Annotated in this window: 32 protein-coding genes and 1 tRNA gene; 16 read left to right on the plus strand and 17 right to left on the minus strand. The window is 28.7% G+C overall.

The window, feature by feature from the left end; genetic code table 11:
• Nucleotide 1: 1 nt before the first annotated feature.
• The gene (gene hemC, locus ACTTA5_RS06435) at nucleotides 2–919 is read right to left on the minus strand and encodes a hydroxymethylbilane synthase (RefSeq protein WP_440648784.1); all 918 of its coding nucleotides are present in this window, start codon (nucleotides 917–919) and stop codon (nucleotides 2–4) included.
• A 55-nt stretch (nucleotides 920–974) separates the two neighbouring features.
• Here hemC and tsaD point away from each other — a divergent pair, with 55 nt between their 5' ends.
• Genes tsaD through acs form a run of 3 tightly spaced genes read left to right on the plus strand, consistent with a single transcriptional unit; the run spans nucleotide 975 to nucleotide 4541 of the window.
• Nucleotides 975–2051 (plus strand): tRNA (adenosine(37)-N6)-threonylcarbamoyltransferase complex transferase subunit TsaD, encoded by a 1077-nt coding sequence (gene tsaD, locus ACTTA5_RS06440; RefSeq protein WP_440648786.1) that lies wholly within the window; start codon nucleotides 975–977, stop codon nucleotides 2049–2051.
• Nucleotides 2048–2461: an EVE domain-containing protein gene (locus tag ACTTA5_RS06445; protein ID WP_440648788.1), complete on the plus strand. Its 414-nt coding sequence runs from the start codon at nucleotides 2048–2050 to the stop codon at nucleotides 2459–2461. Before tsaD ends, ACTTA5_RS06445 begins: the two co-directional genes overlap by 4 nt.
• Before the next feature lie 13 nt (nucleotides 2462–2474).
• Nucleotides 2475–4541 carry an acetate--CoA ligase gene (acs, locus tag ACTTA5_RS06450; RefSeq protein ID WP_440648790.1) on the plus strand — a complete coding sequence of 689 codons (2067 nt, stop codon included), beginning with the start codon at nucleotides 2475–2477 and terminating at the stop codon, nucleotides 4539–4541.
• Here acs and ACTTA5_RS06455 read toward each other — a convergent pair.
• Nucleotides 4538–5161 (minus strand): esterase, encoded by a 624-nt coding sequence (locus ACTTA5_RS06455; protein ID WP_440648792.1) that lies wholly within the window; start codon nucleotides 5159–5161, stop codon nucleotides 4538–4540. The two genes, acs and ACTTA5_RS06455, sit on opposite strands and share 4 nt — an antisense overlap.
• Nucleotides 5162–5282: 121 nt before the next feature.
• On the opposite strand from ACTTA5_RS06455, the gene ACTTA5_RS06460 reads away from it, so the two are divergent.
• From ACTTA5_RS06460 to purH, 6 genes are all read left to right on the plus strand, one after another.
• Nucleotides 5283–5543, plus strand: a complete 261-nt coding sequence (locus tag ACTTA5_RS06460) for a DUF4212 domain-containing protein (protein ID WP_440613626.1) — start codon at nucleotides 5283–5285, stop codon at nucleotides 5541–5543.
• On the plus strand, nucleotides 5543–7357 hold the full coding sequence (locus tag ACTTA5_RS06465; protein ID WP_440648794.1) for a sodium:solute symporter family protein: 1815 nt from the start codon (nucleotides 5543–5545) through the stop codon (nucleotides 7355–7357). The genes ACTTA5_RS06460 and ACTTA5_RS06465 overlap by 1 nt, the downstream gene beginning before the upstream one ends.
• Nucleotides 7358–7426: 69 nt before the next feature.
• Complete coding sequence (locus tag ACTTA5_RS06470) at nucleotides 7427–7783, plus strand: hypothetical protein (protein WP_440619143.1); 357 nt, start codon at nucleotides 7427–7429, stop codon at nucleotides 7781–7783.
• Nucleotides 7784–7811: 28 nt separating this feature from the next.
• The gene (gene rpe / locus ACTTA5_RS06475; RefSeq protein ID WP_440648796.1) at nucleotides 7812–8471 is read left to right on the plus strand and encodes a ribulose-phosphate 3-epimerase; all 660 of its coding nucleotides are present in this window, start codon (nucleotides 7812–7814) and stop codon (nucleotides 8469–8471) included.
• A gap of 4 nt (nucleotides 8472–8475) precedes the next feature.
• Nucleotides 8476–10101, plus strand: coding sequence for a heparinase II/III domain-containing protein (locus ACTTA5_RS06480; protein ID WP_440648798.1), 1626 nt, complete (start codon nucleotides 8476–8478; stop codon nucleotides 10099–10101).
• A complete protein-coding gene (gene purH, locus ACTTA5_RS06485) occupies nucleotides 10101–11636 on the plus strand; it encodes a bifunctional phosphoribosylaminoimidazolecarboxamide formyltransferase/IMP cyclohydrolase (protein ID WP_440648800.1) in 1536 nt (511 codons plus the stop codon). Before ACTTA5_RS06480 ends, purH begins: the two co-directional genes overlap by 1 nt.
• On the opposite strand, the gene ACTTA5_RS06490 is transcribed toward purH, so the two are convergent.
• Together ACTTA5_RS06490 and ACTTA5_RS06495 are read right to left on the minus strand one after the other, a co-directional pair.
• On the minus strand, nucleotides 11626–11973 hold the full coding sequence (locus tag ACTTA5_RS06490) for a 4a-hydroxytetrahydrobiopterin dehydratase (RefSeq protein ID WP_440648802.1): 348 nt from the start codon (nucleotides 11971–11973) through the stop codon (nucleotides 11626–11628). The two genes, purH and ACTTA5_RS06490, sit on opposite strands and share 11 nt — an antisense overlap.
• Before the next feature lie 6 nt (nucleotides 11974–11979).
• Nucleotides 11980–12054 (minus strand) — tRNA-Gly (locus ACTTA5_RS06495).
• Between the two features lie 81 nt (nucleotides 12055–12135).
• Here ACTTA5_RS06495 and ACTTA5_RS06500 point away from each other — a divergent pair.
• Nucleotides 12136–12780: an LON peptidase substrate-binding domain-containing protein gene (locus ACTTA5_RS06500; protein ID WP_440648804.1), complete on the plus strand. Its 645-nt coding sequence runs from the start codon at nucleotides 12136–12138 to the stop codon at nucleotides 12778–12780.
• On the opposite strand, the gene ACTTA5_RS06505 is transcribed toward ACTTA5_RS06500, so the two are convergent.
• Complete coding sequence (locus ACTTA5_RS06505; protein WP_440648806.1) at nucleotides 12781–13857, minus strand: ubiquinone biosynthesis protein UbiB; 1077 nt, start codon at nucleotides 13855–13857, stop codon at nucleotides 12781–12783.
• Nucleotides 13858–13919: 62 nt separating this feature from the next.
• Between ACTTA5_RS06505 and ACTTA5_RS06510 the strand changes: the two genes are divergently transcribed.
• Both ACTTA5_RS06510 and ACTTA5_RS06515 read left to right on the plus strand, forming a co-directional pair.
• Nucleotides 13920–16004, plus strand: a complete 2085-nt coding sequence (locus tag ACTTA5_RS06510) for a DNA translocase FtsK (protein WP_440648808.1) — start codon at nucleotides 13920–13922, stop codon at nucleotides 16002–16004.
• Complete coding sequence (locus ACTTA5_RS06515) at nucleotides 16004–16549, plus strand: outer-membrane lipoprotein carrier protein LolA (protein ID WP_440648810.1); 546 nt, start codon at nucleotides 16004–16006, stop codon at nucleotides 16547–16549. Before ACTTA5_RS06510 ends, ACTTA5_RS06515 begins: the two co-directional genes overlap by 1 nt.
• On the opposite strand, the gene ACTTA5_RS06520 is transcribed toward ACTTA5_RS06515, so the two are convergent.
• From ACTTA5_RS06520 to hisB, 7 genes are read right to left on the minus strand one after another with little or no spacing between them, the layout of a single operon-like run.
• Complete coding sequence (locus ACTTA5_RS06520; RefSeq protein WP_440648812.1) at nucleotides 16546–17049, minus strand: GNAT family N-acetyltransferase; 504 nt, start codon at nucleotides 17047–17049, stop codon at nucleotides 16546–16548. The genes ACTTA5_RS06515 and ACTTA5_RS06520 overlap by 4 nt on opposite strands.
• A complete protein-coding gene (locus ACTTA5_RS06525) occupies nucleotides 17046–17411 on the minus strand; it encodes a histidine triad nucleotide-binding protein (protein WP_440648814.1) in 366 nt (121 codons plus the stop codon). Before ACTTA5_RS06525 ends, ACTTA5_RS06520 begins: the two co-directional genes overlap by 4 nt.
• On the minus strand, nucleotides 17408–17680 hold the full coding sequence (gene hisE / locus ACTTA5_RS06530) for a phosphoribosyl-ATP diphosphatase (protein WP_075506069.1): 273 nt from the start codon (nucleotides 17678–17680) through the stop codon (nucleotides 17408–17410). The genes ACTTA5_RS06525 and hisE overlap by 4 nt, the downstream gene beginning before the upstream one ends.
• A gap of 1 nt (nucleotide 17681) precedes the next feature.
• On the minus strand, nucleotides 17682–18437 hold the full coding sequence (gene hisF / locus ACTTA5_RS06535; protein ID WP_440648816.1) for an imidazole glycerol phosphate synthase subunit HisF: 756 nt from the start codon (nucleotides 18435–18437) through the stop codon (nucleotides 17682–17684).
• The gene (gene hisA / locus ACTTA5_RS06540) at nucleotides 18430–19155 is read right to left on the minus strand and encodes a 1-(5-phosphoribosyl)-5-[(5-phosphoribosylamino)methylideneamino]imidazole-4-carboxamide isomerase (RefSeq protein WP_440648818.1); all 726 of its coding nucleotides are present in this window, start codon (nucleotides 19153–19155) and stop codon (nucleotides 18430–18432) included. Before hisA ends, hisF begins: the two co-directional genes overlap by 8 nt.
• Entirely contained in the window at nucleotides 19155–19781 is a 627-nt protein-coding gene (hisH, locus tag ACTTA5_RS06545; protein WP_440648820.1) for an imidazole glycerol phosphate synthase subunit HisH, read from the minus strand. Before hisH ends, hisA begins: the two co-directional genes overlap by 1 nt.
• Nucleotides 19782–19786: 5 nt before the next feature.
• Entirely contained in the window at nucleotides 19787–20377 is a 591-nt protein-coding gene (gene hisB, locus ACTTA5_RS06550; RefSeq protein ID WP_440648822.1) for an imidazoleglycerol-phosphate dehydratase HisB, read from the minus strand.
• A gap of 89 nt (nucleotides 20378–20466) precedes the next feature.
• Here hisB and hslV point away from each other — a divergent pair, with 89 nt between their 5' ends.
• Together hslV and hslU are read left to right on the plus strand one after the other, a co-directional pair.
• Complete coding sequence (gene hslV / locus ACTTA5_RS06555; RefSeq protein WP_440648824.1) at nucleotides 20467–20982, plus strand: ATP-dependent protease subunit HslV; 516 nt, start codon at nucleotides 20467–20469, stop codon at nucleotides 20980–20982.
• Nucleotides 20982–22355 carry an ATP-dependent protease ATPase subunit HslU gene (gene hslU, locus ACTTA5_RS06560; RefSeq protein WP_440648826.1) on the plus strand — a complete coding sequence of 458 codons (1374 nt, stop codon included), beginning with the start codon at nucleotides 20982–20984 and terminating at the stop codon, nucleotides 22353–22355. Before hslV ends, hslU begins: the two co-directional genes overlap by 1 nt.
• 8 nt (nucleotides 22356–22363) lie before the next feature.
• Here the strand turns inward: hslU and ACTTA5_RS06565 are convergent, their stop codons facing one another.
• From ACTTA5_RS06565 to ACTTA5_RS06580, 4 genes are read right to left on the minus strand one after another with little or no spacing between them, the layout of a single operon-like run.
• Complete coding sequence (locus tag ACTTA5_RS06565) at nucleotides 22364–23218, minus strand: sulfotransferase domain-containing protein (protein WP_440648828.1); 855 nt, start codon at nucleotides 23216–23218, stop codon at nucleotides 22364–22366.
• Nucleotides 23219–23222: 4 nt separating this feature from the next.
• The gene (locus ACTTA5_RS06570) at nucleotides 23223–24062 is read right to left on the minus strand and encodes a sulfotransferase domain-containing protein (RefSeq protein ID WP_440648830.1); all 840 of its coding nucleotides are present in this window, start codon (nucleotides 24060–24062) and stop codon (nucleotides 23223–23225) included.
• Between the two features lie 5 nt (nucleotides 24063–24067).
• Nucleotides 24068–24487, minus strand: a complete 420-nt coding sequence (locus ACTTA5_RS06575) for a Smr/MutS family protein (RefSeq protein ID WP_440648832.1) — start codon at nucleotides 24485–24487, stop codon at nucleotides 24068–24070.
• Nucleotides 24488–25084, minus strand: a complete 597-nt coding sequence (locus ACTTA5_RS06580; RefSeq protein ID WP_440648834.1) for a Tim44/TimA family putative adaptor protein — start codon at nucleotides 25082–25084, stop codon at nucleotides 24488–24490.
• A gap of 59 nt (nucleotides 25085–25143) precedes the next feature.
• Here ACTTA5_RS06580 and ACTTA5_RS06585 point away from each other — a divergent pair, with 59 nt between their 5' ends.
• A complete protein-coding gene (locus ACTTA5_RS06585) occupies nucleotides 25144–25572 on the plus strand; it encodes an FxsA family protein (protein WP_440648836.1) in 429 nt (142 codons plus the stop codon).
• A complete protein-coding gene (locus ACTTA5_RS06590; protein ID WP_440648838.1) occupies nucleotides 25550–25978 on the plus strand; it encodes a protein-export chaperone SecB in 429 nt (142 codons plus the stop codon). Before ACTTA5_RS06585 ends, ACTTA5_RS06590 begins: the two co-directional genes overlap by 23 nt.
• On the opposite strand, the gene dnaQ is transcribed toward ACTTA5_RS06590, so the two are convergent.
• The gene (dnaQ, locus tag ACTTA5_RS06595; protein WP_440648840.1) at nucleotides 25971–26633 is read right to left on the minus strand and encodes a DNA polymerase III subunit epsilon; all 663 of its coding nucleotides are present in this window, start codon (nucleotides 26631–26633) and stop codon (nucleotides 25971–25973) included. The two genes, ACTTA5_RS06590 and dnaQ, sit on opposite strands and share 8 nt — an antisense overlap.
• Nucleotides 26634–26788 lie beyond the last annotated feature (155 nt).

Here is a 26788-nt window from a genome sequence, read left to right on the forward strand (position 1 = left end):
TTTACTTTTTATATGAATTATTTGATTTAATTTTTAAAGTGTTACCAACTTCTGTTCCAATTTCTTTAAACATATCAATACTGCCAGTTTTTTTTTCATAAAATATTTGGGAACCGTCTAATGAGAATAGTTCAGCTTTAACTGTAATTTTATCTCCTTCTATAATTGAATGAGCACCTATTGCCGTTTCGCAGTCACCTTCCAATGCCTTTAAAATGTTTCTCTCTATGTGGGCTCTCATATAAGTATCTTTGTGATTTATTTTTTCTAAAACTTTTATAATTTCATCATCATCATCTCTACACTGTAAAGCAATAATACCTTGGCCTGCACTTGGAATAATTTGATCAGTCGAAAAAATTTCAGAAATTTCATTATCTAAATTTAAATATTTTATACCCGCATAAGATAAAATTATTGCATCATAAATACCTTCCTTGAGCTTTTTGATTCTAGTATCTACATTTCCTCTTATTAATTTACAGTTTACATCTGATCTTATTTTTTTAATTTGAAATTCCCTTCTATAAGATGAGGTTCCTACTATTGCATTTTGTTTTAATTCCTCGATATTTTTGTTGTCATTTGTTATCAAAATTTCTCTTGGATCTGTCCTTTGTAAAAATGAATTAGTTCTAAGTCCTTCAGTTTCAATGGCTGGCATATCTTTTAATGCATGTACCGCTATATCAATTTTTTTTTCTTTCAGTTCTTTTTCAATCGTACTAGAAAATAAACCCTTGCCACCGACCTCTGATAATCTTCGATCCTGAATTTGATCACCTTTTGTAGTTATTGTTTGAATGACAATCTGATCATCTTGTAAGTCTAAAGCTTCAATAATTTTATCTTTAGCTTTTTGCGCATAAAGCAAAGCCAATTTACTTCCTCTTGAGCCTATTATAATTTTTCTATTCATTAAAATTTTATTTCTTACTTGTATTGAGATTGTACAATTATTAAAAACTATTTGAATGAGTAAAAAACCCTTAATTCTTGGAATAGAGACTAGCTGTGATGAAACTGCAGCATCTATAATAACTGAAAATGACAAAGGAATTCCAACAGTTTTATCCAATATTATTTCTAGTCAGGTTGATGTTCACAAAGAATTTGGGGGAGTAGTTCCCGAACTAGCCGCAAGATCACATATAGAAAAAATAGACTGGATTGTTGAAAAAGCAATTTCAGATAGTGGAAAAAAAATTGAAGAAATTGATGCTGTTGCTTCAACTGCTGGGCCAGGTTTAATTGTTTGCTTGTCAGTTGGTTTGAGTTTTGGAAAAGCTTTTGCAAGCGCAATTAATAAACCTTTTATAGCAGTTAACCATCTTGAGGGTCATGCATTAAGTCCTAAGTTAAATTCCCATTTAAATTATCCCTATCTATTATTATTAATTTCAGGAGGTCACTCACAATATTTAAGTGTTCAAGGTCTTGGAAAATATAAAAGATTAGGAACAACTATTGATGACGCATTAGGTGAAGCATTTGATAAAACAGCTAAACTTTTGGGAATTGAATTTCCTGGTGGACCACAAATCGAAGTTTTGGCAAAAAAAGGAGATCCTGAGAAATATGATTTACCCAAACCAATTTTTAATAAAGGTGGATGCAATTTATCTTTTGCAGGATTAAAAACTGCAATTTTAAAAATTGCAAAATCTATAAAAACAGAACAAGAAAAATTTGACTTAGCTGCTTCTTTTCAAAAAACTGTTGAAGAAATTCTTAATAAAAAAACAAAGATAGCATTTGAAGAATTTGAAAAAGAAAATAAATTAAAAGAAAAAGTTTTTGTAGTTGCTGGAGGAGTTGCTGCTAACAAAAAAATTAGATCTGCGTTGATTAATTTATGTGAAGCTAATAACTATAAAAGTATATTTCCTCCAATAGAACTTTGCGGAGATAATGCTGCAATGATTGCAATGGTAGGTTTAGAAAAATATAAATTAAATGAATTTAATACTTTAGATTATCCAGCAAAACCTAGATGGCCTTTAGATGAAAAAGCTGCATTTTTGAAAGGTGCAGGAGTACAACTGTCATGAACTATTGGTTATTAAAATCAGAACCAGATGTTTGGTCTATTGATCAACAAATTAAGGCTGGGAAAAAAGGAGCACCTTGGGATGGTGTTAGAAATTATCAAGCAGCAAATAATCTAAAAAGTATGAAAAAGGGTGACCTATGTTTTTTTTATCACTCTAACATTGGTAAAGAGGTGGTTGGAATAGTAAAAGTAATTAAAGAACACTATTTAGATAAAACTGATAAGACTGGAAGGTTTGTTGCAGTAACGGTCCAATTTAAAAGCAAATTCTCTAAACCAGTAACCCTTGAAAATATCAAAAAAAATATGGATTTAAGCGATTTAGCGCTTATTAAACAAAGTAGACTTTCGGTAATGCCAATTGATGATAAAAGCTGGAAAATTATAAATAACATGAGTAAAATTTAAAAAAAAATAATCCATGCCAAAAAAAAAGAAAAAAGCTAAATCTAAAAAAAAAACTAAAGTAAGAAAGAAAACTGCTGTTAAGAAAAAAACTAAAGTTAAAGGAAAAAAATCAAAAAAAATTTTAAAGCAAAATGAAAAACCTGCTCCTGAATTAGTTATAAAAACTAAACCTGAGTGGATCAAAAGTAGTTTGGCTAACAAAAGTAAATACGAGCAAAAATATTCTCAATCTATAAAAAATAACGACGAATTTTGGAAAAAAGAGGGAAAAAGAATTACTTGGATTAAACCTTATAAAAAAATTAAAGACGTTAAATACAGTTCTAAGGAAGTAAAAATTAAATGGTTTGAAGATGGAACACTAAATGCATCTGCAAACTGTATCGATAGACATCTAAAAGATAAAAAAGATAAAACAGCAATAATATGGGTTGGTGATGATCCAAAAGATAATCAAAAAATTACTTACAAACAGCTTCATCAAAAAGTTTCTAAAGCGGCAAATGGTTTAAAAAAATTAGGTATTAAAAAGGGAGATCGGGTTACAATTTATCTTACAATGATACCTGAGCTTGCTATTTTAATGTTGGCATGTGTTAGGATTGGTGCAGTCCACTCAATTATTTTTGGAGGTTTTTCTGCAGACTCTATTTCTGGAAGAGTTAATGATTGTGAGTCTGAATATATAATTACAGCTGATGAAGGTGTTAGAGGTGGAAAAACTATTCCTTTAAAAGAAACAACTGATGAAGCATTAGAAAGTTGTCCCAATGTAAAAAAATGTATCGTTGTTAAACGTACAGGTAATTCAATTAGTTGGAATTATGATAGAGACGTTTGGTATCATGATTTAATTAAAGATGTTCCTTCTCAATGTGAGCCAGAAGAAATGAACGCAGAAGATCCTTTATTTATTTTATACACATCAGGTTCAACTGGAAAACCAAAAGGAGTTCTTCATACAACAGGTGGATACATGGTGTATGCATCAATGACTCATCAGTATATTTTTAATTACAAACCAAAAGATATTTATTGGTGTACTGCTGATATTGGTTGGGTAACAGGCCACAGTTATATTATCTATGGTCCTCTTTCGAACGGTGCAACAACTATAATGTTTGAGGGAATACCAAACTATCCTGACAGTTCTAGGTGGTGGCAAATAGTTGACAAATACAAAGTAAATACTTTTTATACTGCACCCACTGCAATCAGAGCTCTAATGAGAGAAGGTGATAAGCCTGTCAAAAAAACATCTAGAAAATCTTTAAAATTACTTGGAACTGTTGGTGAACCAATAAATCCAGAGGCTTGGATGTGGTATTACAAAACAGTTGGAAATTCTAAGTGCCCAATTGTAGATACATGGTGGCAGACAGAAACAGGAGGGATATTAATTGCTCCTCAAACAGGCGCTATTCCTCTAAAACCTGGCTCTGCAACAAAACCATTTTATGGAATAAAGCCTATGTTAGTTGATAAATCCGGCAAAGAGATAAAAGGACCTGGAGAAGGAAGGCTTTGTATAGCACAATCATGGCCTGGACAAATGAGAACAGTATATGGGGATCATCAAAGATTTATAGATACTTATTTTTCTCAGTTTGAAGGTAAATATTTTACTGGAGACGGGTGTCGAAGAGACAAGGATGGATATTATTGGATTACAGGTCGGGTAGATGATGTAATTATTGTATCAGGACACAACTTGGGTACTGCTGAAATTGAAAGTGCATTTGTGGCTCATCCAAAGGTAGCAGAGGCAGCAGTTGTAGGTTACCCACATGATATTAAAGGTAATGGTCTATATTGTTATGTAACATTAAATGCTGGTGAAAGAGAAACTGGTGAACTCGAAAGAGATCTAAAACTTTGGGTTAGAAAACAAATTGGTCCTCTTGCTACACCTGACTTAATTCATTTCACTCCAGGACTTCCAAAAACAAGGTCTGGAAAAATTATGAGAAGAATTTTAAGAAAAATTGCTGCAAATGAACATGGTCAATTGGGAGATACAACTACATTAGCCGATCCTAGTGTTGTAGATAGTTTGGTTGAAAACAGAAAAAATATTTAGAATTGTATTCTGTCTTTAAATTCTTTTTTAATAACATCCCATTTTAAAATAACGGAATTTAAAACTATTTTTCGATCAAGAGTTTTTAATTCATCTGCTATTGGTGCCCATTTATACATTGATAAAGCACTTGGATTAAAAGGACGATCATTGTGATACTTCTCCCAATCAATTTTAATTAGTCTTTCATCAAATTCTTTTTTTGCTTCTTCGATGATATGCAAAGGCATACTATTTGTTGTTTCATCATCTAAAATTTTTAAAAAAATTTCCTTGGCTTTATCTAATTCATTGTAACTAAAATTAACTTTTAAATAAGAAAAAGTGAAAAATGTTAAATCTTGAAGAGCAACAGAATAAATATTCCATTTAGCTTCATTTACAGACTTCATAAATTCATCATTATCAAAGTGAAGAACATATCTTGTCCCCATTCTAGTTTTTAAATAACTATAAAGTGTAACTTGAGATACCCAGGCTGATTTTGTTTGAATAAACTTTTCTAACTCATCTAAAGTTTTAATTTTTGTTTTAGGAATAAAAGCTTTAAACAAAGAAAAAAAATAAACTTTGAAATCACTTAATGATAAATCTTTCCAACTTAATTTTTTTTTATCCATAAAAAGTTAATTTTATTGAAAATATTTGAAAAAATTAACCTAATACGGCTAATTTTACACTTTTATTCTCTTTCATAATGGTTAAGGTTTTAGCAGTTATAACTAAAAAAGAGAGGTATACATGGCGAAAAACGCTCAACACTGGGAAAAGACCAGAGGCTTGTTGTTTGTAACACTTGCAATCTGGGCTGTATTCTCAATGGGTATATTCCTTTTCGGAGCTGAAATGAACGAAGTTACTGGACCTTTTGGGTATCCATTAACTTATTGGTTCACGTGTCAAGGTTCTCTTGCCATATTTGTAATCCTGATTTTCTGGTTTGCAGGTAGACAAGAAAAAATTGATGAAGAGTTCGGCTTTAGTGAAAAAGGAGACGACTAATGATTAAGGGTAATTTTATAGATAACTTGCCTAAAGTTTATGGAATCTACACGGGTGGATTTATAGGTTTCATAATCTTAATGGCGATTGGTGAGCAGATGGGTATGTCTGCAAAAGCAATAGGTATTTGCTTTGTAGGTTTTACCATTTTCATCTACGCAGCAATTGGTTGGCTATCTCGAACAGCCCAAGCAAGTAACTATTACGTAGCTGGAAGAACGGTTCCAACTGTATTCAACGGAATGGCAACAGCAGCTGACTGGATGTCTGGTGCTTCATTCGTTGCGATGGCAGGTGGTATTTACTTCAAAGGTTATGGATATATGGCTTTGCTTGTAGGTTGGACAGGTGGTTATGTGTTAGTTGCAACTTTATTAGCACCATACTTAAGAAAATTTGGATGTTACACAGTTCCAGATTTCGTAGGTACTAGATACGGTGGTAATACTGCAAGATTGATGGCAGTTATCGTTTTAACTGTTGCATCATTCACGTATGTGACTGCACAAATTAACGCTACAGGTACTATTGCAGCTGTTGCTTTAGATATCCCATTCCAATACGCAGTATATGTTGGACTAGTTAGTATTTTACTATGTTCAATGCTTGGTGGTATGAGAGGGGTAACTTGGACACAGGTTGCACAATACATTGTGCTAATTATAGCTTACCTACTTCCAGTATTCTGGATCAGTAATAATATTGGTGCGGGTTTCTTCCCACACTTCATGTTAGCTGATGAAGTTGCTAGAATTGGTGAGTTAGAACAACAGTATGGTTTTGTTAAAAACTCTGCTGCTGATTTAGCTACAGTACCTAAAGGGTTAGCTGGTATTACTAAAGCTCACTCTGAAGTAAACGCAACACCTTGGGCTTTCATCTCATTAGCATTAGCAATGATGATGGGAACAGCTTCATTACCACACGTAATGATGAGGTTCTTTACTACTCCAAGTGTAAAAGCAGCTAGAAAATCAGTAGGTTGGTCAGTATTCTTTATTTTCCTACTATATTCTTCTGCACCGATGTTAGCGACACTATCTAAACTTGCTTTGATTGATCCAAACTTACCGACAGGTATTATTGGTAAATCAATTGCAGACGTTCAAGCAATCGATTGGTATCAAAACTGGAACCAAGCAAATCTGATGTTTGTAAGCGACTTTAACGGAAATGGAACTGTTGAATTAAACGAGTTCTTCATGGGTGGTAAAGCCGTTGTATTAGCAACGCCAGAAATTGCTGGATTACCATATGTAATCTCAGGTCTAGTTGCTGCTGGAGGTTTGGCAGCTGCGATGTCAACTGCAGATGGTTTGATTCTTGCAATTGCAAATGCAATCTCGCATGACGTTTACTACAAAATGGTAGACCCTAAAGCTGAAACTGCTAAGAGACTAGTTGTTGCAAGGGTATTACTTGTAGTAATTGGTTTTGCAGGAGCAACTATTGCAGCAATGGAGATCCAAGGTATCTTAGGTTCAGTAATCTGGGCTTTTGACTTTGCGATGTCTGGATTGTTCTGGCCACTTGTACTTGGTGTATGGTGGAAGAGAGCTAACAAAGAAGGTGCTATAGCTGGTATGGTCTTAGGATTAGTTTCTGGTTTCGCGTATCTAGTTTGGGTACGAAGTGGTGGAAGCGGATTCTTAGGAATTACTCAGTTAACATTTGGTATCTTCGGATCTACTGTTAGCTTAGTAGCTATGGTTGTTGTAAGTTTAATGACTTCAGCACCGAGCGCTGCAACACAAAAAATGGTTGATGATTCTAGGGTACCTGCGGGTGCATCTGTAATCGGCGGCCAAAAATAAATAATCTTTTTAAGGGGCGATTAATTTCGCCCCTTTTATTTCTTTTTAAGATCAAATATAAATTCCTTAATGTCTGCTAACTTTCATCCTTTAGTTTATATAATTGACTATATTCTTGGAATTATAATGTGGACTTTAGTTGGAAGAGTAGCAATGAATATCTTTCAAAGAGAAGACTCAAATTTTTTCTTTATGAAAGCTTTTGTAAAATTTACCAATCCCTTATTAAGAATTTTTAAACCTGTTACTCCTTCTTTCATAATTCAACCATTGGTACCTCTTTATGTGGCTTGGTTCTTTTTCATGATTAGATTTTATTTGATGCCTTGGATCTTGGGATATTCAGTTATGGGAATGTTATCCTTCCCTCTTGAAAGTGAAATTTCTAGGCAGATTTATCAATTTTTTAATTCAATTAAATTTTAAAAATTGATACTAGTAAGTCTAGATATCAATGAAAAATATACAAATATCTCCATCAATTTTATCAGCTGATTTTAGCCAATTAGGTACTGAAATAAAAAGACTTGAGGAAGGCGGAGCTGATATGATTCATGTAGATGTAATGGATGGACACTTTGTTCCAAACTTAACAATCGGTCCTCCAGTAATTAAAGCTCTCAGAAAACATTGTTCATTAAAATTCGATGTTCATTTAATGATCTCTCCAGTGCATAAATACATAGAAGATTATGCTGATGCAGGTGCAGATATAATTACTGTGCATCCAGAAGCAACTGATAATTTAGAAGACTCAATAAATAAAATAAAAGATCTAAAGAAAAAGGTAGGGGTTTCTCTCAATCCTGAAACAAGTATAGATTTAATAAAAAATCTTTTAGATAAAATTGATTTAGTTTTAATAATGAGTGTAAATCCTGGGTTTGGTGGACAAAAATTCATGCCAGAAGTTTTAGAAAAAATTAAACAATTAAAAAAAATTAGAGAAATAGAAAAACTTAACTTTGATATTGAAATAGACGGTGGAATAAATTTTGACAATTGTAAAATAGCAATTGAAGCTGGTGCTAATATTCTTGTATCTGGTACAACGGTTTTTAAAAGCAATGATGGAGATATTAAAAAGAATATTAATTTATTAAAAACAAGATAAGTTAATGCAATCTCAAAATTCCTTAAATCTTTCTAATGGAATATTTTTTAAGTTAAAATCTTCATTTAAGAAATTATATAAAAATTCAAATTTTTATGAAAAACGAATTTCAAAAACTTTTGATAACAATTTTGAATATAAACCAAGTCCTCATCTTTTATCTTCAATTATAAATTATCAAAAAAAAAAATATAAAATTGAAGATTTTGTAACTGAAACTATCTGGACAAACAATATTTCTTCTAAAGACTTTAAAAAACTAAACAATTTTTTTTGGTTTTTTAGTTTGGATTTAAAATCATCTAAGGAAACCACGCAATCAATTATTCTCAATTGGATTAATAAAAATGAAAAATTTGATGAGAATATTTGGGAATTCAATATTACTGCAAAAAGAATTATTGCTTGGCTTTCCAATCATCAGTTAACTTATGAAGATAGTAATGAAGAATATAGATTATATTTTAATCATATGCTTCAAAAACAAACTAACCATTTATTAAATGAGATCAAAAATTTAGATGAAACAGAAGAAAAACTGATTGGCTGTGCCGCAATAATTTTAACAGGTTTAGCGTATAAAGATGAGAAAAATTATTTAGACAGTGGTTTAAATATATTAAAAAATTTAATCAAAAACTCTCTTGATAAACAAGGTTTTCCCAAATCAAGAAATATTCAAAATTTAGTTTTTTATCTTAAATATCTAATCATTATTAGAGAATGGTTTAAAGAATCGCAAAATCCAATTCCAGAATATGTTGATGAAACTATATATTATTTAGGATCCAGTTATGCTTTTGTGTGGCAAAACATAAAGAAAGATATCTTTTTTAATGGAAATTATTCATCTAATCATAATGAATTTGACCAATATTTAAAACGATTTGGATATACTTTTAAAAATCAAATTAATGAGTTAGCTGGATATACAATATTGCAAAATAAAAAATTTATCCTAGCGGCTGACATTGGATCAAATCCTGAAAAAATATATACCAAAAATTATCAGGCAGGCGCTTTATCTTTTGAAATTTTTTCTAACGATAAAAAATTAATTTCAAATTCTGGATATTATCCAGATCCAAAAAACAGACTGAATAAATTTTCCAAAAGCACCGCTTTACAAAGTACACTTTCAATTGAAGATTATTCTTCATGCGATTTTATTAAAGATGGTGATAATTTTTTGATACAAAAAGATTTAAAAATTGAAAATAAAAATATAGTTTTTGAGAAGAATTATTGGAAAATTTCAGCTAGTCATAATGGTTACTTCAAAAAGTTTAAAATAGATCATCATAGAGAAATAGAATTCTATCCTGAACAATTTAAATTTATTGGTCATGATAAAATAGTAAGAAAAGATCCTGACAAGCAAATTAAATTTGATATTAGATTTCATCTTCATCCCGACTCTAAAGTTATGAAAACGCAAAATAATAAGTTTATATTGATACAATTAGAAGATGAAGGTTGGCAATTTAGTTGTGATAACTATGATATAAATATTGATAATGGTTTATATTTCGGTAATAAAAATTCGTATCAAGAAAACCAAAATATATTTATCTCTGGCATGAGTAATGAAAGTGAACAAATAATTAAATGGGAAATAAGTAAAATATAATGAAAAAAATAAAAACAGCTCTTATTTCTGTATCAAATAAAAATAATTTAAAACCAGTTTTAGAAATTTTAAAAAAATATCAAATCAAAATTATTAGTTCTGGTGGAACTTTTAAAGAAATAAAAAAATTAAAATTTAATTGTTTAGAAGTATCTGATTTTACAGATTCTCCTGAAATTTTAGAGGGAAGAGTTAAAACCTTACATCCAAAAGTACACGCAGGAATCTTAAATAAAAGAAACAATAAAAAACATTTAAATGACTTAAAGAAAAATAATTTTGAAAATATTGATCTAGTAATTGTAAATTTTTATCCTTTTGAAAAAACTTTAGAAATTACAAATAATCACAAAAAAATAATTGAAAATATAGATGTGGGAGGTCCCACTATGGTTAGGTCTGCTGCTAAAAATTATAATGATGTAACTGTGATTACTTCTGCAGATCAATATCAAGAATTAATTGATGAGATGAATGGAAATAATGGAGCTACATCATTAAATTTCAGAGAAAAACTATCAAGAATAGCTTTTACTGAAACTGCTTACTATGACTCTGTAATTTCAAGTTATTTTAATAAAAAAGCTAATATACACTTGCCAGATAAAAAAGTTTTTTCTGCAAATTTAATTGAAAAACTTAGGTATGGAGAAAATCCACATCAATTTAGTGGATATTATTCGAAAAATTTAAAAACTAATTTAAAACAACTTCAAGGAAAACAACTAAGCTACAATAATTACAACGATATTTTTGCTGCATTAACTATTTCAAAATCTTTACCAAAAAACAAAGGTACTGTAATTGTAAAACATGCAAACCCTTGTGGTGTATCAATAAATTCAAATCCTATAAATAGCTATAAATCTGCATTAGCATGTGATCCCATAAGTGCTTTTGGAGGAATTGTTTCTTGTAATTTTAAAATAAGAAAAAATCTTGCAGTTGAACTAAATAAACTTTTTTTAGAAGTAATTATTGCTAATGGTTTTGATAGTGATGCTCTAAAAATACTTAAAACTAAAAAAAATTTACGTGTAATTGACTCAACAAATTATTCACTTAGTGAAATTACAAAATTCAATTCATCAAATGAAGCAATATTAGTTCAATCTGAAGACTTAAAAATATTCAAAAATAAAGATTTTAAAGTTGTATCTAAAAGAAGACCAAACCCTAAGATGCTCAGAAATCTATTTTTTGCATTCAATGTTTGTAGATATGTTAAATCAAACGCAATTGTCCTCGCAAAAGATGATTCTATTGTTGGTATTGGATCAGGTCAACCGAGTAGATTAGATAGCTGTGAGATAGCAATTAATAAAATGAGAAAATTTAATTTATTTGGAGATAATTTGGTTGCAGCGTCAGACGCTTTTTTTCCATTTGTGGATGGAATTGAAAAATTAGTTCAATCAGGAGTTCAAGCTGTAATTCAACCATCTGGATCAATTAGAGACAAAGAAATAATTAAATTTGCAAACGAAACAGATACTATTCTAGTCTTTTCCAAGACAAGACATTTCAGACATTAGTAATTTTATCTATCTTTGCAGCTAAAATAAAATCATTTTCTGAAAGACCTTTGATTGCATGTGTGGTAATTTTAATTTCTGCATAACCCCAACCAAAACTTATATCTGGATGATGACCTTCTTCCTCAGAAATTTTACCAACTTCATTAACAAAATTTTGACTTTTTATAAAATTTTCAAAATTAAATTTTTTAAATAGGAAAAATATTTTATTTTCGTCTTCTGTAATATCCCAACCATCAACTTTCTTCTGATATTTATGAATTTCAGATATATCAAAAGGAAGGACACCTCCTTCACAAGGTAAACATTTTTTACTTAAAAGATCATCGTTCATAAAATTTGGAGCGGGCAAAGGGGGTCGAACCCTCGACCTTCTCGTTGGCAACGAGACGCTCTACCACTGAGCTATGCCCGCTTAAAAAAATATTATAACTAAACACTTTTTTTAATTCAATCAATACTAATTTACATTTTCTATGTTATATTTAATTTTATTATGAAAAAAGAAGATCTACCAATTAATATTCCTGTATTTCCATTAAGTAATTTTATCATTTTTCCAAAAACTACAGTCCCGTTAAATATTTTTGAGCCTCGTTATATTGACATGATTAACGATAGTATGAAATCAAATAAAATAATAGGAATGATACAGCCTCAATCATCTAGCTATCAAAAAGTTCAACCCGAGCTTCATAAAGTGGGTTGTATTGGTAAAATAACTAGTTTTAGAGAAACAGAAGATGGTAGGTATTTAATAGAATTAAAAGGAGTTACAAGATTTAAATCTGTAAAAGAATTAAAAACTGTAACTAAATATAGAATTTTGCATGTAGATTATAATGATTATATTCAAGATTTGGATAATAAAAAAGAAGATCTTAAATTTTCAGATTTAGAGTTAATCTTCAAAGACCTAAAATCTTTGTTTGAAAAAAAAGGTTTTATCATTAATTGGAAAGCACTAGAAAAACAAAGTTTAGATGAAACAATAAATGCTTTAGCAATGGCCTCGCCATTTTCTCTAGAAGAAAAACAAGTTTTGTTAGAAGCTCAAAATTTAGATATCAGAAAAAACAAAATTGCCGAGATATTAAAAACATATACTCACGATATCTATGAAAATAACACTATTCAATAATCAATAATTCAAACCAGTATCTGCTATTTTTTTTAGCATACTATTTATAGAATTTTTGCTTCCTATATATTTTAAAGAATTTAGAAGAAAATTATTCCTAGTCTTACTTTCATAGTTAAAAAATTCATAAATAAAATTAATTCCGTTCGAAAAAATAAAATTTCTATGTTTTGTATTTTTTTGAAATTCTTGATTAACAGAACTATTTATTGGTAATCCAAGATCTATTTTTTTTTGAATTATCTCTAATAATATTTTTATATCTCTAATAGTCATATTAAAACCTTGTCCAGCTAAAGGATGTATTTTGTGCGTTAATTCGCCAAAAGCTAGAATATTTTTATGATAATAATTTCTTAAACTTGCAGAGAATAATTCAAATGAAGATATTTTTATAATTTTTTTAATTTTATATTTTGGATTATGTGAGTTTATGAGTTTTATTAAATTTTCTTTTTTAATTTTAGCAGTATTTTTTATAGAATAAACAACAGAAGTTTCTTTATCAGAAATAGGTAAAAATGCCAAAGGTCCAATCTTTGTAAATACTTGTCTCGCAATTTTATTATCAATTTTGTCATGTTCTAGAATTAAAGTGTAAGCTAAGCTTTTATATTTTTTGATAATTTTTTTACTAAAAAATTTTTTTGCAATTAAATTTGCAAAATTTAAATTTATTAAAAGATTATATTTATTCTGAATATTTTCTAAATTTATTTGATTTTGTATTTTAAAAAATTTATTTTTTTTGAGACTTTTTTCTAAAATATTATAAAGATCATAACTTCTGACCATTGAAAAAAGTTCTTGATTGTTGTTTTGAAACTCCAATAATTTTTCTTGATTTAGTTTGTCAGAAAGAATTTCTATTTTATTTAATTTCCAAATTATTTTATCAATATTGACTATATTATTATTAAAATATTCAACATTACTTTTTGTAATACCTATAGTCCTAGATTGATCTATTATTTGTTTTTTTTTATCTCTTAAAATATCTACATGTATATTTTGATTAACTAAAGCTTTAGCTAAAGCTAAACTAGTTAGTCCACTGCCTATTAAACAAATCTTCATATTATTTTTAATTTTAACAACAAAAATTAGATGATACAAAGTGGTATAATTGATTTGTATAAATGGACATTAAAAAAACAGCTAATTTATTACTTAATTTTACTTTAAATCGATTAGCAGAAATATCTGGTATTATAATTTTCTCTGCTGGTATTCTTTTATTTATTGCACTTTTTTCATATTCTCCTGATGACCCTAACTTTATTTTTCCTAAAGATACTGAAATTAAAAATTTATTAGGTTTTCAAGGAAGTTTTATTTCTGATCTGTTTTTTCAATCTTTTGGATTCATTGCTTATCTTATTTCTTTTACATACATAATTACTGGTATCAATATATTTCGATTAAAGGAGTTTTTTTTAATAATTGAAAATACTTTTATAGCAATATTATATACTATTATTGGAACGTTATTTTTAAACCATTTTTATTCTGATGCTTTTACACTTTATATAAATGGAAATGGAGGTTTTGTAGGAGACTATTTTGGACAAACTTTTTTAAACACAATAATTCTTACAAATGAAACATTAATTTACTATGTTCTAATTATACTGATAATTACTTTATTTTTATTAAGTGTAAATTTCCACCCTATTAAATTTTATAATTTTTTAATTAAAATTTTTCAATTTTTTTATAAAAAAGAAAATAAATCTTACACAGATAAAAGTGAACTTATAAGTGAATATATTCCTCAAGAGGAAATCAAAAACTTAATACAAGAAGACTTACCATTTATTAAAGCAGAGAATAAATCAAACTCTAAAAATAAGTTTCAATTACCAAAAATAGAATTATTAAAAGTTCCAACTAAAAGAGAAAGAGAAAACTCAAATAAAAATGAAACAAATGACCCTAAATTTTTAGAAAAAATTCTAATGGACTTTGGAGTTAAGGGGGAAATTCAGAAAGTAAGTCATGGTCCAGTTGTAACACTCAATGAATTTGAACCAGCTGCTGGAGTAAAAGTTTCTAAAATTATAAATTTATCAGATGATATCGCTAGAAATACTAGCTCTGAATCTGCTAGAATTTCAACTATACCTGGGAGTAATACTATAGGAATTGAATTACCAAATAATTCAAGAGAAAACGTTTATCTTAGTGAAATTCTAAATAACGCCGATTTTAAAAAGAAGGAAACAAAATTACCGATAGCTCTTGGTAAAAATATTTCTGGAAAATCTATTGTAGGAGATCTATCTTCTATGCCACATTTGCTGATTGCTGGTACTACAGGTTCAGGAAAATCTGTTTGCATTAATACAATTATTTTATCTCTTCTTTACCGTCACACACCTGAAAGGTGTAAGTTTATATTAATTGATCCTAAAATGCTTGAGCTTTCAACATATGAAGGCATACCACACTTACTTTGCCCTGTAATAACTGAAGCTAAAAAAGCTGCATCAGTTCTTGGTTGGGTAGTAAAAGAAATGGAGAGTAGATACAGGTTGATGACAAAAGAAGGAGTTAGAAATATTGATGGTTACAATGCTAAGCACAAACTTCCAATGCCCTACATAGTGGTGGTGGTAGATGAAATGTCAGATTTAATGTTAGTGGCAGGAAAAGAGATAGAAAACTATATTCAAAAATTATCTCAAATGGCTAGAGCAGCTGGGATTCATATTATTATGGCTACGCAAAGACCTAGTGTTGATGTAATAACAGGTACAATTAAAGCTAATTTTCCCACAAGAATATCTTTTCAAGTAACTTCAAAAATAGATAGTAGAACAATTTTAGGTGAACAAGGAGCAGAACAATTATTAGGAAAGGGAGACATGCTTTATATGTCATCTGCTAACAGAATAGTAAGAATTCATGCTCCATTTGTCTCAGATAATGAAATAGAGAAAATAAACAATTTTTTAAGATCACAAGCTGAACCAGACTATATTGATGAAATCTTGAATTTTGCAGACGAGAAAGAGTTAGGATCAAATACAGATCAAGGAGATAAAGATGAATTATATCAACAAGCTGTTGAAATAATTAGATCTGAAGGAAAAGCCTCTACCTCGTTTTTACAAAGAAAACTTCAAATTGGGTACAATAGAGCTGCACGAATAATTGATATGATGGAAGCTGATGGAATTGTTAGCAAAGCAAATCATGTGGGTAAAAGAGACGTTCTTTGATGTTGAGATTATTGCTATTGGTTTATCTGATTATTTTATCTAGTGAGGTAAATGCAAATAATAAAAATCAAATAATTAATAAATTAAAAGATACTTTAAATTTAAATTTTGATTTTGAGCAAGATATAAATGGAAAAATTGAGTTTGGAAACTGTACAATTCAATATCCAAAAAAAATGTTTTGTACGTATGATCGAAAAAACAAAGTTATAGTTTCAAATGGAAAATCTTTAATTATAAAATCTACTTCGAGCTACTACAGGTATCCATTGGATAAAACACCATTAAATTTTATTTTAGATAAAAATTTCTTATTAAATAAAATATCGAAATTAAATGAAGAAATTATTAATAATTCTCTGGTCAAATTTACAATAAATGAAAATAATCAATCAATAGAGATTTTTTTTGATATAAATAATTATAATTTAATTGGCTGGCAAACTAAGGATATTTATCAAAATATTGCTGTCACACTTCTTTATTCAGTTAAATCAAATCAAGTTGTTGATGAAAAAATATTTAAAACTCCTCTTCAAAATTAAATTTTAACAATTTCTGATTTAAATATTTTCATTCCTCTAGCTAGATAATTATTAAGTGCATTTTTATGATCCAAAGAACACGTATGAAGCCAAACTCTCTCTACATTTTGTTGAAATGATTTTTTAATGGCATCCGATAATAAAAATGAGCCTAATTTTTTATTTTGATATTCTTCTAATATTCCAAAGTATGCAATTTCTACTTCTTTTTTATCTGAATGAATAATTAATTCGAAAAAACCAACTAAATCTTTTTTATTTTTTAATACAAATGTTTTAACATTTTTGTTGGACACGTATTTAATCCACTGCTCTTCTGTCCATATTAATCTATCGATCCATTTATGTTTTTTACCTATATTTTTATAAAAAAATTTATTTAATTGAAAATCAATCGGTTCAATCAAATTAACTTTGTAATCTTTCGAAGGTAGTTCACCGTCTTTTAAATCATGCAGTGAGTTTATTTCTAGATAATTTCTTTTAACTTCTTCTGTCACTCGACCATTTTTCCGACACGTTCGCCGCCAAATAGATGAAAATGCAAATGAGGGACCTCTTGACCACCATGTTCACTAATATTAGCAAGTGCTCTATAACCTTGGCCTACTTCTGTTGAAATACCTAGCTTTTTTGCAACTATATTAATACCTTTCAAAAGACCCACCATCTCTTCAGATGATGCATTCATGCTAAAATCATCAAGATCTTTGTATTTTCCCTTAGGAATTACTAAAGCATGAACTTTCTTTTGTGGATTGATATCATGAAATGACAAAACATAATCATCTTCGTATATTTTATTGCAAGGTATCTCTCCACGTAAAATTTTAGCAAAAATATTATTGTCATCGTAGTTCATTTTTTCCTTTTTTCTAATTCTTCCATTACTTCTTCAATTTTTACATCATTAGCTTCTAAATACATTAGCAGATGATAAAAGACATCAGCTGCTTCGTGAATTTTGTTTGTATTTTCCTCTATAGCTTCAATTAATTCATCAATTTCTTCCAAGACCTTAGCTTTACTTAAAGATTTGTCTGTAAGTAATTTATTTGTATAAGAACCTTCAACTGGATTGGTTTTTCTTTCTCTTGCAAGTTTAATTAGATTTTCTAATGTATTAAGCATATCAAATTCTAACAGGTATTCCTTTTGAATCCAGATATTCCTTCGCTTCTTTTACTGAGTGTTTACCGTAATGAAATATTGATGCTGCTAAGACTGCACTAGCATTTCCTAATTTAATTCCATCAACTAAATGATCAAGATTCCCTACTCCGCCTGATGCAATGACAGGAATGTTTATTTTGGATGAAATTTTAGACATAAGCTCAATATCATAACCTACCTGGGTACCATCTCTATCCATTGAAGTTACCAATAGTTCACCTGCTCCACTACTTTCCATTTTTGATGCAAATTCTATTGCATCAATTCCAGTATTATTTCTTCCACCATGTGTAAAAATTTCCCATTTATCAGCATTTTTTTTAGCATCAATAGCCACCACAATGCATTGTGAACCAAATTTTTTTGAGCTTTCAACTACTACCTCAGAATTTTGAACCGCTGCAGTATTAATAGAAACTTTATCTGCTCCACAATTAAGTAATTTATTAATATCATCAACACTTCTAACCCCTCCTCCAACTGTTAATGGAACAAAGCATTTTTTTGAAGTTTTCTCTACAACATCATAAATTGTATCTCTATTTTCATTTGATGCTGTGATATCCAAGAAACAAATTTCATCTGCTCCTCCATCAGAATAAATTTTGGCCTGTTCAACTGGATCTCCTGCATCCTGCAGATCAACGAAGTTAATTCCTTTTACAACACGACCATTTTTAACATCTAAACAAGGTATTATTCTATTCTTAAGCATCTACTTCCTTAGCTAATTCATACAATTTAATATCGCCATCATAAATAGCTTTTCCAACTATAATACCTTCGATATTACTATTGTTTAACTCCTTAGCTTTTTTAATATCTAAAATTGATGAAACTCCACCAGATATAATTACAGGACAATTTGAGGTATCAGCAACTTTAAATGTCTCCTCGAAATTAGGACTTTGCTTCATTCCATCTCTATTGATATCAGTATAAATGAGTCTACTTGCTCCATATTCATTTACTTCTTTTAAGTAATCTAAAGTCAACTGATTTGAATTTTCTTTCCAACCAGAAACAGACAAATAACCGTCCTTAGCATCTAAACCTAAGGCAATTTTGTCTGGAAATATTTTACAAGCTTCTTTTAAAAAATTTTTATCTTTTATGGCGGCACTTCCTAAAATAACTTTTTCAACACCAGCATCAGTATATTTCTGGATACTTTCAAAATTTCTTACACCTCCACCAATCTCAATTTTAAGATCAAATTTAGTAACTATTTCTTGAATAATATCTAAATTAACTGTTTCACCAGTTAATGCCCCATCTAAATCAACTATGTGTAAGTTTTTAAAACCATGATCTTTATATTTTCTAGCTTGTTCAACTGGAGACATTTCATATTCAGTTTTATTATCAAAGTCTCCTTTTACTAACCTCACACACTTTTTGTCTTTAATATCTATTGCTGGAAATATCTTCATTATAAATTTATAAAATTTTCAATTATTTTGAGTCCAATTTTATCACTTTTTTCAGGGTGAAACTGTGTTCCAAAAATATTTTCTTTTTCAACTGAACAAACGATATTTGAAGAATAATCTGTAATTGCAGAAATCACATTTTTATCTTCTGGAATAAACTCATAACTGTGTACAAAGTACATGTGAGATTTATTATCAATACCTTTAAATATTTTACTATCTTTCTTTATATCAATTTCATTCCATCCAATGTGAGGGAGTTTAAATTTTCCATTTTGATTATCTATTTTAGATACCTTGCCAGATATCCAACCAAGGCCTTTGGTTTCTATTTCTTCATATCCAATATCTGCAAACATTTGTAGTCCAACACAAATGCCAAGAAGAGGTTTTTTATTATTATTTGCAAATTCATTCAAAGTATCGGCTAAACCATTAATATTTTTAAGTGCATCAACACAACTTTTAAACGAACCCTGCCCTGGTAAAACAACTTTGTCTGAAGATTTAATCTTATTTAAATCTGATGTAACCTCGATATTTACTTTATCTTTAGCAACTTCCTTAAACGAGTTTATTACCGAGCTTATATTGCCCGAATTATAATCAACAATAGTGACGTTCATTAAACTTATAATGAGCCTTTAGTTGATGGAATACTTTTTTTGCTTCTAGGATCCATCTCTAATGCCTCTCTTAATGATCTTGCTAATGCTTTATAACAAGACTCTATAATGTGATGACTGTTATCACCATAAATATTTTCAACATGCATTGTAATACCTGCGGCCTGTGAAAATGCCTGGAACCATTCCTTAAACAATTCAGTATCCATCTCACCAAGTTTCTCAACTTTTATTTTTACTTTCCAAATCAAATAAGGTCTGTTCGATACATCTATTGCAACTCTAGTTAATGTTTCGTCCATAGGGATAACTCTGTGTGCATATCTTTTAATACCTACAAATTTCTTTGCAGCTTTTTTTAAAGCTTCACCAATTGCAATTCCTGTATCTTCAGTTGTGTGGTGAAGATCGATATGAGTGTCGCCTTTTGCTTTAACTTTTAAATCTATTAATGAATGCTTAGATAGTTGTTCAAGCATATGATCTAAAAAACCTATTCCAGTATCAATCTGGTATTTACCTTTACCATCAATGTTTAATTCAACATTGATACTGGTTTCTTTTGTTTTTCGAGAAACTTTTCCTTTTCTAGCCATATATTTTAAATGGTATACATACTTAATCCAACTATATCAATATTAGTGTAAAGACTTGAAGTATCAAAAATAGTTACCATTTATTAGGTATGACAACAATTGTACTAGTTAGAAAAAATAATGAAGTTGTAGTTGCTGGTGACGGTCAAGTAAGTATGGGAAATACTGTTGTCAAAAGTACAGCATCGAAAGTTAGAAAAATTGAAAAGAGAGATGTAGTTGCAGGATTTGCAGGATCAACTGCTGATGCATTAACTTTATTTGAAAGACTGGAAGGAAAATTAGAAAAACATGCTGGTAATTTATCTAGAGCTGCTGTTGAGTTAGCAAAAGATTGGCGAACCGATAAATACTTAAGAAGATTAGAAGCATTAATGGCTGTTGGTGACAAAAATAACAGTTATATAATTTCTGGAACTGGAGATGTTTTAGAGCCTGAAGGTGATATAATTGGAATTGGTTCTGGTGGAAATTATGCCTTAGCAGCAGGAAAAGTTTTAATAGAAGGTAATTTGTCTGCAGAAGAAGTTGCAAAAAAAGCAATTAAAGTTGCATCTGATATTTGTGTTTTTACAAATGAAAATGTTAAAATTGAAAAAATTTAATGGATAATTCAAACGTAACCCCACTACACCCAAAAGAAAAAAATCAGAAAGAAGAAGCTTCTTTGGTAAGCGCTCTTTCTCCAAGAGAAATAGTTTCAGAATTAGATCGTTTTGTTGTTGGACAAAACAAAGCAAAAAAAGCTGTTGCTGTTGCATTAAGAAATAGATGGAGAAGACAAGCTTTAAAGGGTGAAATGAAAAATGAAGTCTTGCCAAAAAATATTCTGATGATCGGGCCAACAGGAGTTGGTAAAACAGAAATTTCTAGAAGACTTTCAAAATTAGCAGAGGCTCCTTTCGTTAAAGTTGAAGCAACAAGATTTACAGAGGTTGGATACGTAGGGAGGGACGTTGAGCAAATTGTTAGAGATTTGATTGAGATTGCAATCGCAATGGAAAAAGTAAAAAAAAGAAAAGAAGTTTTTGCAAAAGCTCAAAAAGCTGCTGAAGAAAAAGTATTAGATGCTTTAGTTGGTAAAAAAGCAAGCCTTGCAACAAGAGAAAGTTTTAAAAAAAGACTTAGAAATGGTGACTTAGATGACAATGAAATAGAGATAGCCGTAAGCGATAATGGTTCAAATGGTGCCTCTTTTGAGATCCCAGGAATGCCAGGAGCTAATGTTGGAATGATAAACATTGGAGAAATGATTGGTAAATCTATGGGCAACAAAGAAAAAAAGAAAAAAATGACGGTTAAAGAGTCTCATGAAATTTTAATTAATGATGAATCAGACAAACTAATCGAACAAGATAAAATTATTAAAGCTGCTAAATTATCAACAGAAAATAATGGTATAGTATTCTTAGATGAGATTGATAAAATTTCTGCTAGAACAGATAGAGTTGGAGGAGACGTTTCAAGAGAAGGAGTTCAAAGAGATCTATTGCCTTTGATTGAGGGCACAACAGTTAATACAAAACATGGACCAATAAAAACTGATCATATATTGTTTATTGCTTCTGGAGCATTTCAACTAGCAAAACCATCTGATCTGCTACCAGAATTACAAGGAAGATTGCCGATAAGAGTTGAGCTAGAAGCATTAACAAGCGAAGATTTTAAAAGAATATTAAGAGAACCAGATTTTAGTTTGATTAAACAATACGTAGCACTGTTGAAAACAGAAAATGTTGATCTTGAGTTTTCAGATGATGGCATTGATGCAATTGCATATATCGCATCCGAAGTAAATACTACTGTCGAAAATATTGGTGCAAGAAGATTACATACAATAATTGAAAAAATATTAGATGATATAAGTTTTACGGCTACTGATCGAGCTGGAGAAAAAATAATAATTAACAAAGATTATATAAATAAAAACTTAGATAGCCTAGTTAAAGATACAGATCTCTCAAAATTTATTCTATAATTTTTTTATTATAGATAACCCAATTCTTTCATTTCATTACTAAAAGCAGTTTCAATTTTATCTTTTAATTTAGTATCTAATTTTTTTTTCCAATCATTTTTTGGACCTAGATTAAAAAAAGGTATTTTTTCACCAGTTTTTTTATTAATTTTAGCTTCAACAAAACCTTTATCTTTTTCTAAATTTTTCATTATTTGAAAATCTGTTGATTTGAGAACATTTTCAAATTTTTTATTATCTAAAATAAGTTTTGTTTTTCGAAATTTTCCCAAAAAATTTAATATATCCAAAAATGTTTTTTCTTTATTAATAACTAAATCCTCATATTTAACTAATAAATATCTATCTTGGACTTTAAAAGATTTCCAGCTATTAAAGTTTGTGCTCCATGTACCAGAATAAACTAGTGTTCTCTCTGAGATTTTTTTGCTGTTAATATCACCTCCAAAATGATACCTATTAATCATTCTGTCAGTGGTTTGTTCAAGTGAAATGCTGGCATGCTTTGACCAAGATAGAACAACATTTCTTGGGTCTCTAATAATGTAAATTACTCCAAGAGTGTTATCTAGATTGGTAAATAAATTATTGTCTATATTAAATAAAAGACTGTGAGTTTTGAAAAATTGAATTGAATTTTTATTATTTATCTTTTCTTGAACATTGATATAGTTTCTTATAACTTGTTTTTCATTTTTTGTATCTATTCCACAATTTTCAAATAGCGTAACATCTGGAAACTGACCTATGTTTTTTAAAAGCCCAAAATCATATGACCCATCTTTAGTAAAAAAATAAGATGAAATCATCGATCTAACTAGTGTATTTCCACTTTTTGGGTATGAAGCTATCCAAATAAACATAAAATTACAAATAACCTAATTCTAACATTTCTTTTTCAAACTCTTTTTCAATTTTTTTTCTAATTTCATCGCTCAAATTATTCTTCCAATCATTCTTTGGCCCAAGATTAAAAAAATTTTTTCTTTTACCAGTTTTCTTATCAATGACTGCTTCCGTAAATGTTTCTTTTTGTTCTTTAATTTTCATGTTCTTAAATTCTGTAGATTTAATTGCCCTATTTAACTTAATCATATCTATATCTATATTTGCCCCTAGTGATTTCAAAAATTTAAGAACTTTAAGCATAACTGTTTTTTTTTTATTTATTAAATCCTCATATTTGATAAGCAAATAATTACTATGATTTTTTAATTGTCTCCATGAGTTAAAATTAAAACTCCATGATCCAATAAATACTTTTGCATTTAAATCTGTTTTGGCCATAAATTGTTCTTTGTTAATCATCGTTTCAATTGCTTCATCGACAGTATAATCATAATGGTGAGTTAAAGAAGTAACTACGTTTCTAGGATCACGAACTATATGAATTGCACCTAGTGTATTCTTTAGATTTGTAAAATCACTATCATAAACCTTTGCGTATGAACTATGAGTTTTGAAAAATTTTAAATTTCCTTTTTCTTTATTTATATATTCTTGAGCTTTGATAAAATTTCTGAAGGTGTCTTTTTCATTATTAATATCTACTCCAACTGACAATAAATGACTTAGAAGAGGAAATTGTGTTATTTTATATAAGTTTTCAAAACTAAATTCTCCATTATTGGAAAAAAAATAAGAACTCAAAATAGATCTTAAAAGAGTATTCCCACTTTTAGGATAAGAAGCCAACCAGATTATCATTTAATTTATTTTTTAAGATTTTTTTTTAAATATATGTAAAAAGCACCAGATCCACCATCTTCAATTTTTGCATCCGTAATATCATAAATAATATTCATCAAAGCTTTATTGTTATTGAGATATTCTGGAACAGAATATTTCAAAATACTTAAATTTTTTGAAACATAAGGGTTTTTTTCAACATTAGAGTGCAAACCTTTCCCTGTAATTACAATTATTTTAAGTATTTTTTCTTCATATGCTTTAAGTACTAATTTTTCAATAACTTTATTCGCTTCATCTAATTTGTAGCCATGAAGATCTATTGAAATACTTTGATTGATAATTTTTTTTTTTTTAATTTCATCTTTATTGGGAAGTTTGTCATTACTATTAATAAATTTTTCCCAATCTTTAATATCTTTATCTGAATTTTGATTTTTCAATTATGTTAAAATATTTACAAGCTGCCAATTAGGATTTGAAGATGTCGTATCTCTTGAAAAAACCCAAGTGTCGAATATTTTTTTTATTTTTTCAGGATCACCTGAGACAATTTTTTTTTCTTTATCCTTAACGCATGTTATGACTTCAGCAATAAAATCTACTGTTACATTTAAAATATTTCCAATTTTTTTATGCTCTTTAATTTCAGCTTTATTAATTCCAATAAAAGTAATTTCAGCGAAGTGGCCTCTCTTTGTTCTCTCTTTTAAGGCTTCATCAAATTGCTCATATATTTTTTTATCTAACAAGGGTTTTGCATTGGTAATTTTGTTATCATTATCACCAAAATCTGTAATAATTGTCTCATATGCTATTTTTGCACCATTCAAAAATTCTTTTTGTGCTTCATGATCAAAATTATTTTTTAAAATTTTACTACCTTCAACATTTATATTTTTAATAGCTTCTTTAAATTTTGATGGAGATTTGCCTTCAAAACCTGTTTTTTTTCCTAAAATTCCTCTTAACCTTAAAAAAATAAAACCAGCAATCATGGCTAATAAAATTATGTCTATATATTGGAAACTGTAATTCATTCTGTTAATAGTAATTACTCTATTGATTAATTTCAACCAGCAATTTAGATTAAGGACAAATGAACACAATCTTAATATCATTTATTTTAGTGCCTGTAATTGAAATATATCTTTTCATTAAGATTGGAGCAGAAATTGGTGCAATTTATACTATTTTTTTTATTTTTTTTACTGCAATCGTAGGTGTTTATTATGCGAAGTATGAGGGATTAAATACTCTTAAATCTGGAATATTTCAGATAAACAAAAATAAAAAACCAACTTATGAAGTTATATCTGGTGCTGCAATTGCCTTTGCAGCATTGCTTTTAATAATTCCAGGATTTGCTACTGATATAATAGGATTTTTATTAATATTTCCTCTAACTAGAAAATTAATTTTTAAAACTATCTTCAAAAAATCAAACATAGAAAAAAAACAGAAAAATGATTTTATTGAAGGAGAATTTGAAGATATAGGAGACGATGATGAAAGCAGAAAAATATAAAATTTTAGGCAGATATATAAAAGATCTTTCAGCTGAAACTCCAGATACAGAGACATACTTGTTTGTAAAAGATAGGATAAACAAATATCAGTTAGGGATAGATATTAACTCTGTGGCATTAAAAAATAAAATGATTGAGGTTAATACAAAATTCAAATTTCATGACAATGAAGATAATAAAAAAAAATCTTATTTTGAATTTGTTTATTCAACAATAGTCAAAATTAATGAGGATATTAAAGAAAAAAAAGAGTTAGAAAAAATTATTTTATGTGATTTACAAATAAAAATTTACCCTTACATGGAAAAAGCATTACTGGACTTATTACACAACTCAGGCTATCCGGGTGTTAAATTTGACAAAAAAGTTGATTTTGAAAACTTATATAATCAAAGATTTAATTAAAATAATTTTTTTTTAAATTAATTTTTAAATATTCTCTATGTCTTTTAATTTCTTCTTTAGTTGGTACTATTATTTTTTTGCAATAATTCACTTTTATATTTTCTATTTCTTGTAAAATTTTATCATTATTAAAATTTAAAGTAGGTTCTTTTTGATCAATTAAATTAATATATACCTTTGCCAATAAATCACAGTCTATTAGAGCAGTATGATAAGTTCTGCGCGAGTTATCAATTCTAAATCTTTTACAAAGAGCATCTAAACTTACTTGAGATCCAGGATATTTATCTCGTGCTAATGTTAAAGTATCTATAATTTCATTTTCAATTTTATTTTTTCCAAATAAACTTAATTCATTATTTAAATGACCAATATCAAACTCGGCATTGTGTATAATAAGTCTTTTGTCTTTTATAAATTCTAAAAAATCATCTCCGACATCACTAAACTTCTTTTGTTTAGATAAAAATTCATCAGAATAACCATGTACTTCAAAAGCTTTTTCAGAAACTTTTCTTTCTGGATTAAGGTAACAATGAAAAGTGTTTTTTGTTGGAATTAAATTTTCTAATTCTATGCATCCAATTTCAACAATTCTGTGACCATCTTTTATGGATATTCCTGTTGTTTCCGTATCTAAAACTATTTCTTTCATTTATATAATTTCGTTCAAAATTTTTTCAATTTGCTTTTTAACAGAATCTTTAGTGAAAGTATTTTTAATTATATAGTGAGATTTTTTTTTCTTCAAAGATGGTTTTAATTGAATCTTTCTAAACATATTAATAAGTTTAATATTAAAATTTACTC

This window comes from Candidatus Pelagibacter sp. HIMB1521 (genome assembly GCF_052047875.1).
Classification (GTDB): domain Bacteria; phylum Pseudomonadota; class Alphaproteobacteria; order Pelagibacterales; family Pelagibacteraceae; genus Pelagibacter.

Bases quoted from the DNA above. Each gene is read 5' to 3' on its own strand.
- ACTTA5_RS06465 (WP_440648794.1), top strand. From the start codon at position 5,543: ATGATTAAGGGTAATTTTATAGATAACTTGCCTAAAGTTTATGGAATC.
- ACTTA5_RS06500 (WP_440648804.1), top strand. From the start codon at position 12,136: ATGAAAAAAGAAGATCTACCAATTAATATTCCTGTATTTCCATTAAGT.
- hslV (WP_440648824.1), top strand. From the start codon at position 20,467: ATGACAACAATTGTACTAGTTAGAAAAAATAATGAAGTTGTAGTTGCT.
- hisF (WP_440648816.1), bottom strand. From the start codon at position 18,437: ATGCTTAAGAATAGAATAATACCTTGTTTAGATGTTAAAAATGGTCGT.
- ACTTA5_RS06525 (WP_440648814.1), bottom strand. From the start codon at position 17,411: ATGAACTACGATGACAATAATATTTTTGCTAAAATTTTACGTGGAGAG.
- ACTTA5_RS06455 (WP_440648792.1), bottom strand. From the start codon at position 5,161: ATGGATAAAAAAAAATTAAGTTGGAAAGATTTATCATTAAGTGATTTC.
- tsaD (WP_440648786.1), top strand. From the start codon at position 975: ATGAGTAAAAAACCCTTAATTCTTGGAATAGAGACTAGCTGTGATGAA.
- ACTTA5_RS06490 (WP_440648802.1), bottom strand. From the start codon at position 11,973: ATGAACGATGATCTTTTAAGTAAAAAATGTTTACCTTGTGAAGGAGGT.
- ACTTA5_RS06505 (WP_440648806.1), bottom strand. From the start codon at position 13,857: ATGAAGATTTGTTTAATAGGCAGTGGACTAACTAGTTTAGCTTTAGCT.
- hemC (WP_440648784.1), bottom strand. From the start codon at position 919: ATGAATAGAAAAATTATAATAGGCTCAAGAGGAAGTAAATTGGCTTTG.
- hslU (WP_440648826.1), top strand. From the start codon at position 20,982: ATGGATAATTCAAACGTAACCCCACTACACCCAAAAGAAAAAAATCAG.
- ACTTA5_RS06480 (WP_440648798.1), top strand. From the start codon at position 8,476: ATGCAATCTCAAAATTCCTTAAATCTTTCTAATGGAATATTTTTTAAG.
- dnaQ (WP_440648840.1), bottom strand. From the start codon at position 26,633: ATGAAAGAAATAGTTTTAGATACGGAAACAACAGGAATATCCATAAAA.
- ACTTA5_RS06510 (WP_440648808.1), top strand. From the start codon at position 13,920: ATGGACATTAAAAAAACAGCTAATTTATTACTTAATTTTACTTTAAAT.
- purH (WP_440648800.1), top strand. From the start codon at position 10,101: ATGAAAAAAATAAAAACAGCTCTTATTTCTGTATCAAATAAAAATAAT.
- ACTTA5_RS06590 (WP_440648838.1), top strand. From the start codon at position 25,550: ATGATGAAAGCAGAAAAATATAAAATTTTAGGCAGATATATAAAAGAT.
- hisA (WP_440648818.1), bottom strand. From the start codon at position 19,155: ATGAAGATATTTCCAGCAATAGATATTAAAGACAAAAAGTGTGTGAGG.
- hisE (WP_075506069.1), bottom strand. From the start codon at position 17,680: ATGCTTAATACATTAGAAAATCTAATTAAACTTGCAAGAGAAAGAAAA.
- acs (WP_440648790.1), top strand. From the start codon at position 2,475: ATGCCAAAAAAAAAGAAAAAAGCTAAATCTAAAAAAAAAACTAAAGTA.
- ACTTA5_RS06570 (WP_440648830.1), bottom strand. From the start codon at position 24,062: ATGATAATCTGGTTGGCTTCTTATCCTAAAAGTGGGAATACTCTTTTA.
- ACTTA5_RS06580 (WP_440648834.1), bottom strand. From the start codon at position 25,084: ATGAATTACAGTTTCCAATATATAGACATAATTTTATTAGCCATGATT.
- ACTTA5_RS06515 (WP_440648810.1), top strand. From the start codon at position 16,004: ATGTTGAGATTATTGCTATTGGTTTATCTGATTATTTTATCTAGTGAG.
- hisH (WP_440648820.1), bottom strand. From the start codon at position 19,781: ATGAACGTCACTATTGTTGATTATAATTCGGGCAATATAAGCTCGGTA.
- ACTTA5_RS06565 (WP_440648828.1), bottom strand. From the start codon at position 23,218: ATGTTTATTTGGATAGCTTCATACCCAAAAAGTGGAAATACACTAGTT.
- ACTTA5_RS06445 (WP_440648788.1), top strand. From the start codon at position 2,048: ATGAACTATTGGTTATTAAAATCAGAACCAGATGTTTGGTCTATTGAT.
- rpe (WP_440648796.1), top strand. From the start codon at position 7,812: ATGAAAAATATACAAATATCTCCATCAATTTTATCAGCTGATTTTAGC.
- ACTTA5_RS06585 (WP_440648836.1), top strand. From the start codon at position 25,144: ATGAACACAATCTTAATATCATTTATTTTAGTGCCTGTAATTGAAATA.
- hisB (WP_440648822.1), bottom strand. From the start codon at position 20,377: ATGGCTAGAAAAGGAAAAGTTTCTCGAAAAACAAAAGAAACCAGTATC.
- ACTTA5_RS06470 (WP_440619143.1), top strand. From the start codon at position 7,427: ATGTCTGCTAACTTTCATCCTTTAGTTTATATAATTGACTATATTCTT.
- ACTTA5_RS06460 (WP_440613626.1), top strand. From the start codon at position 5,283: ATGGCGAAAAACGCTCAACACTGGGAAAAGACCAGAGGCTTGTTGTTT.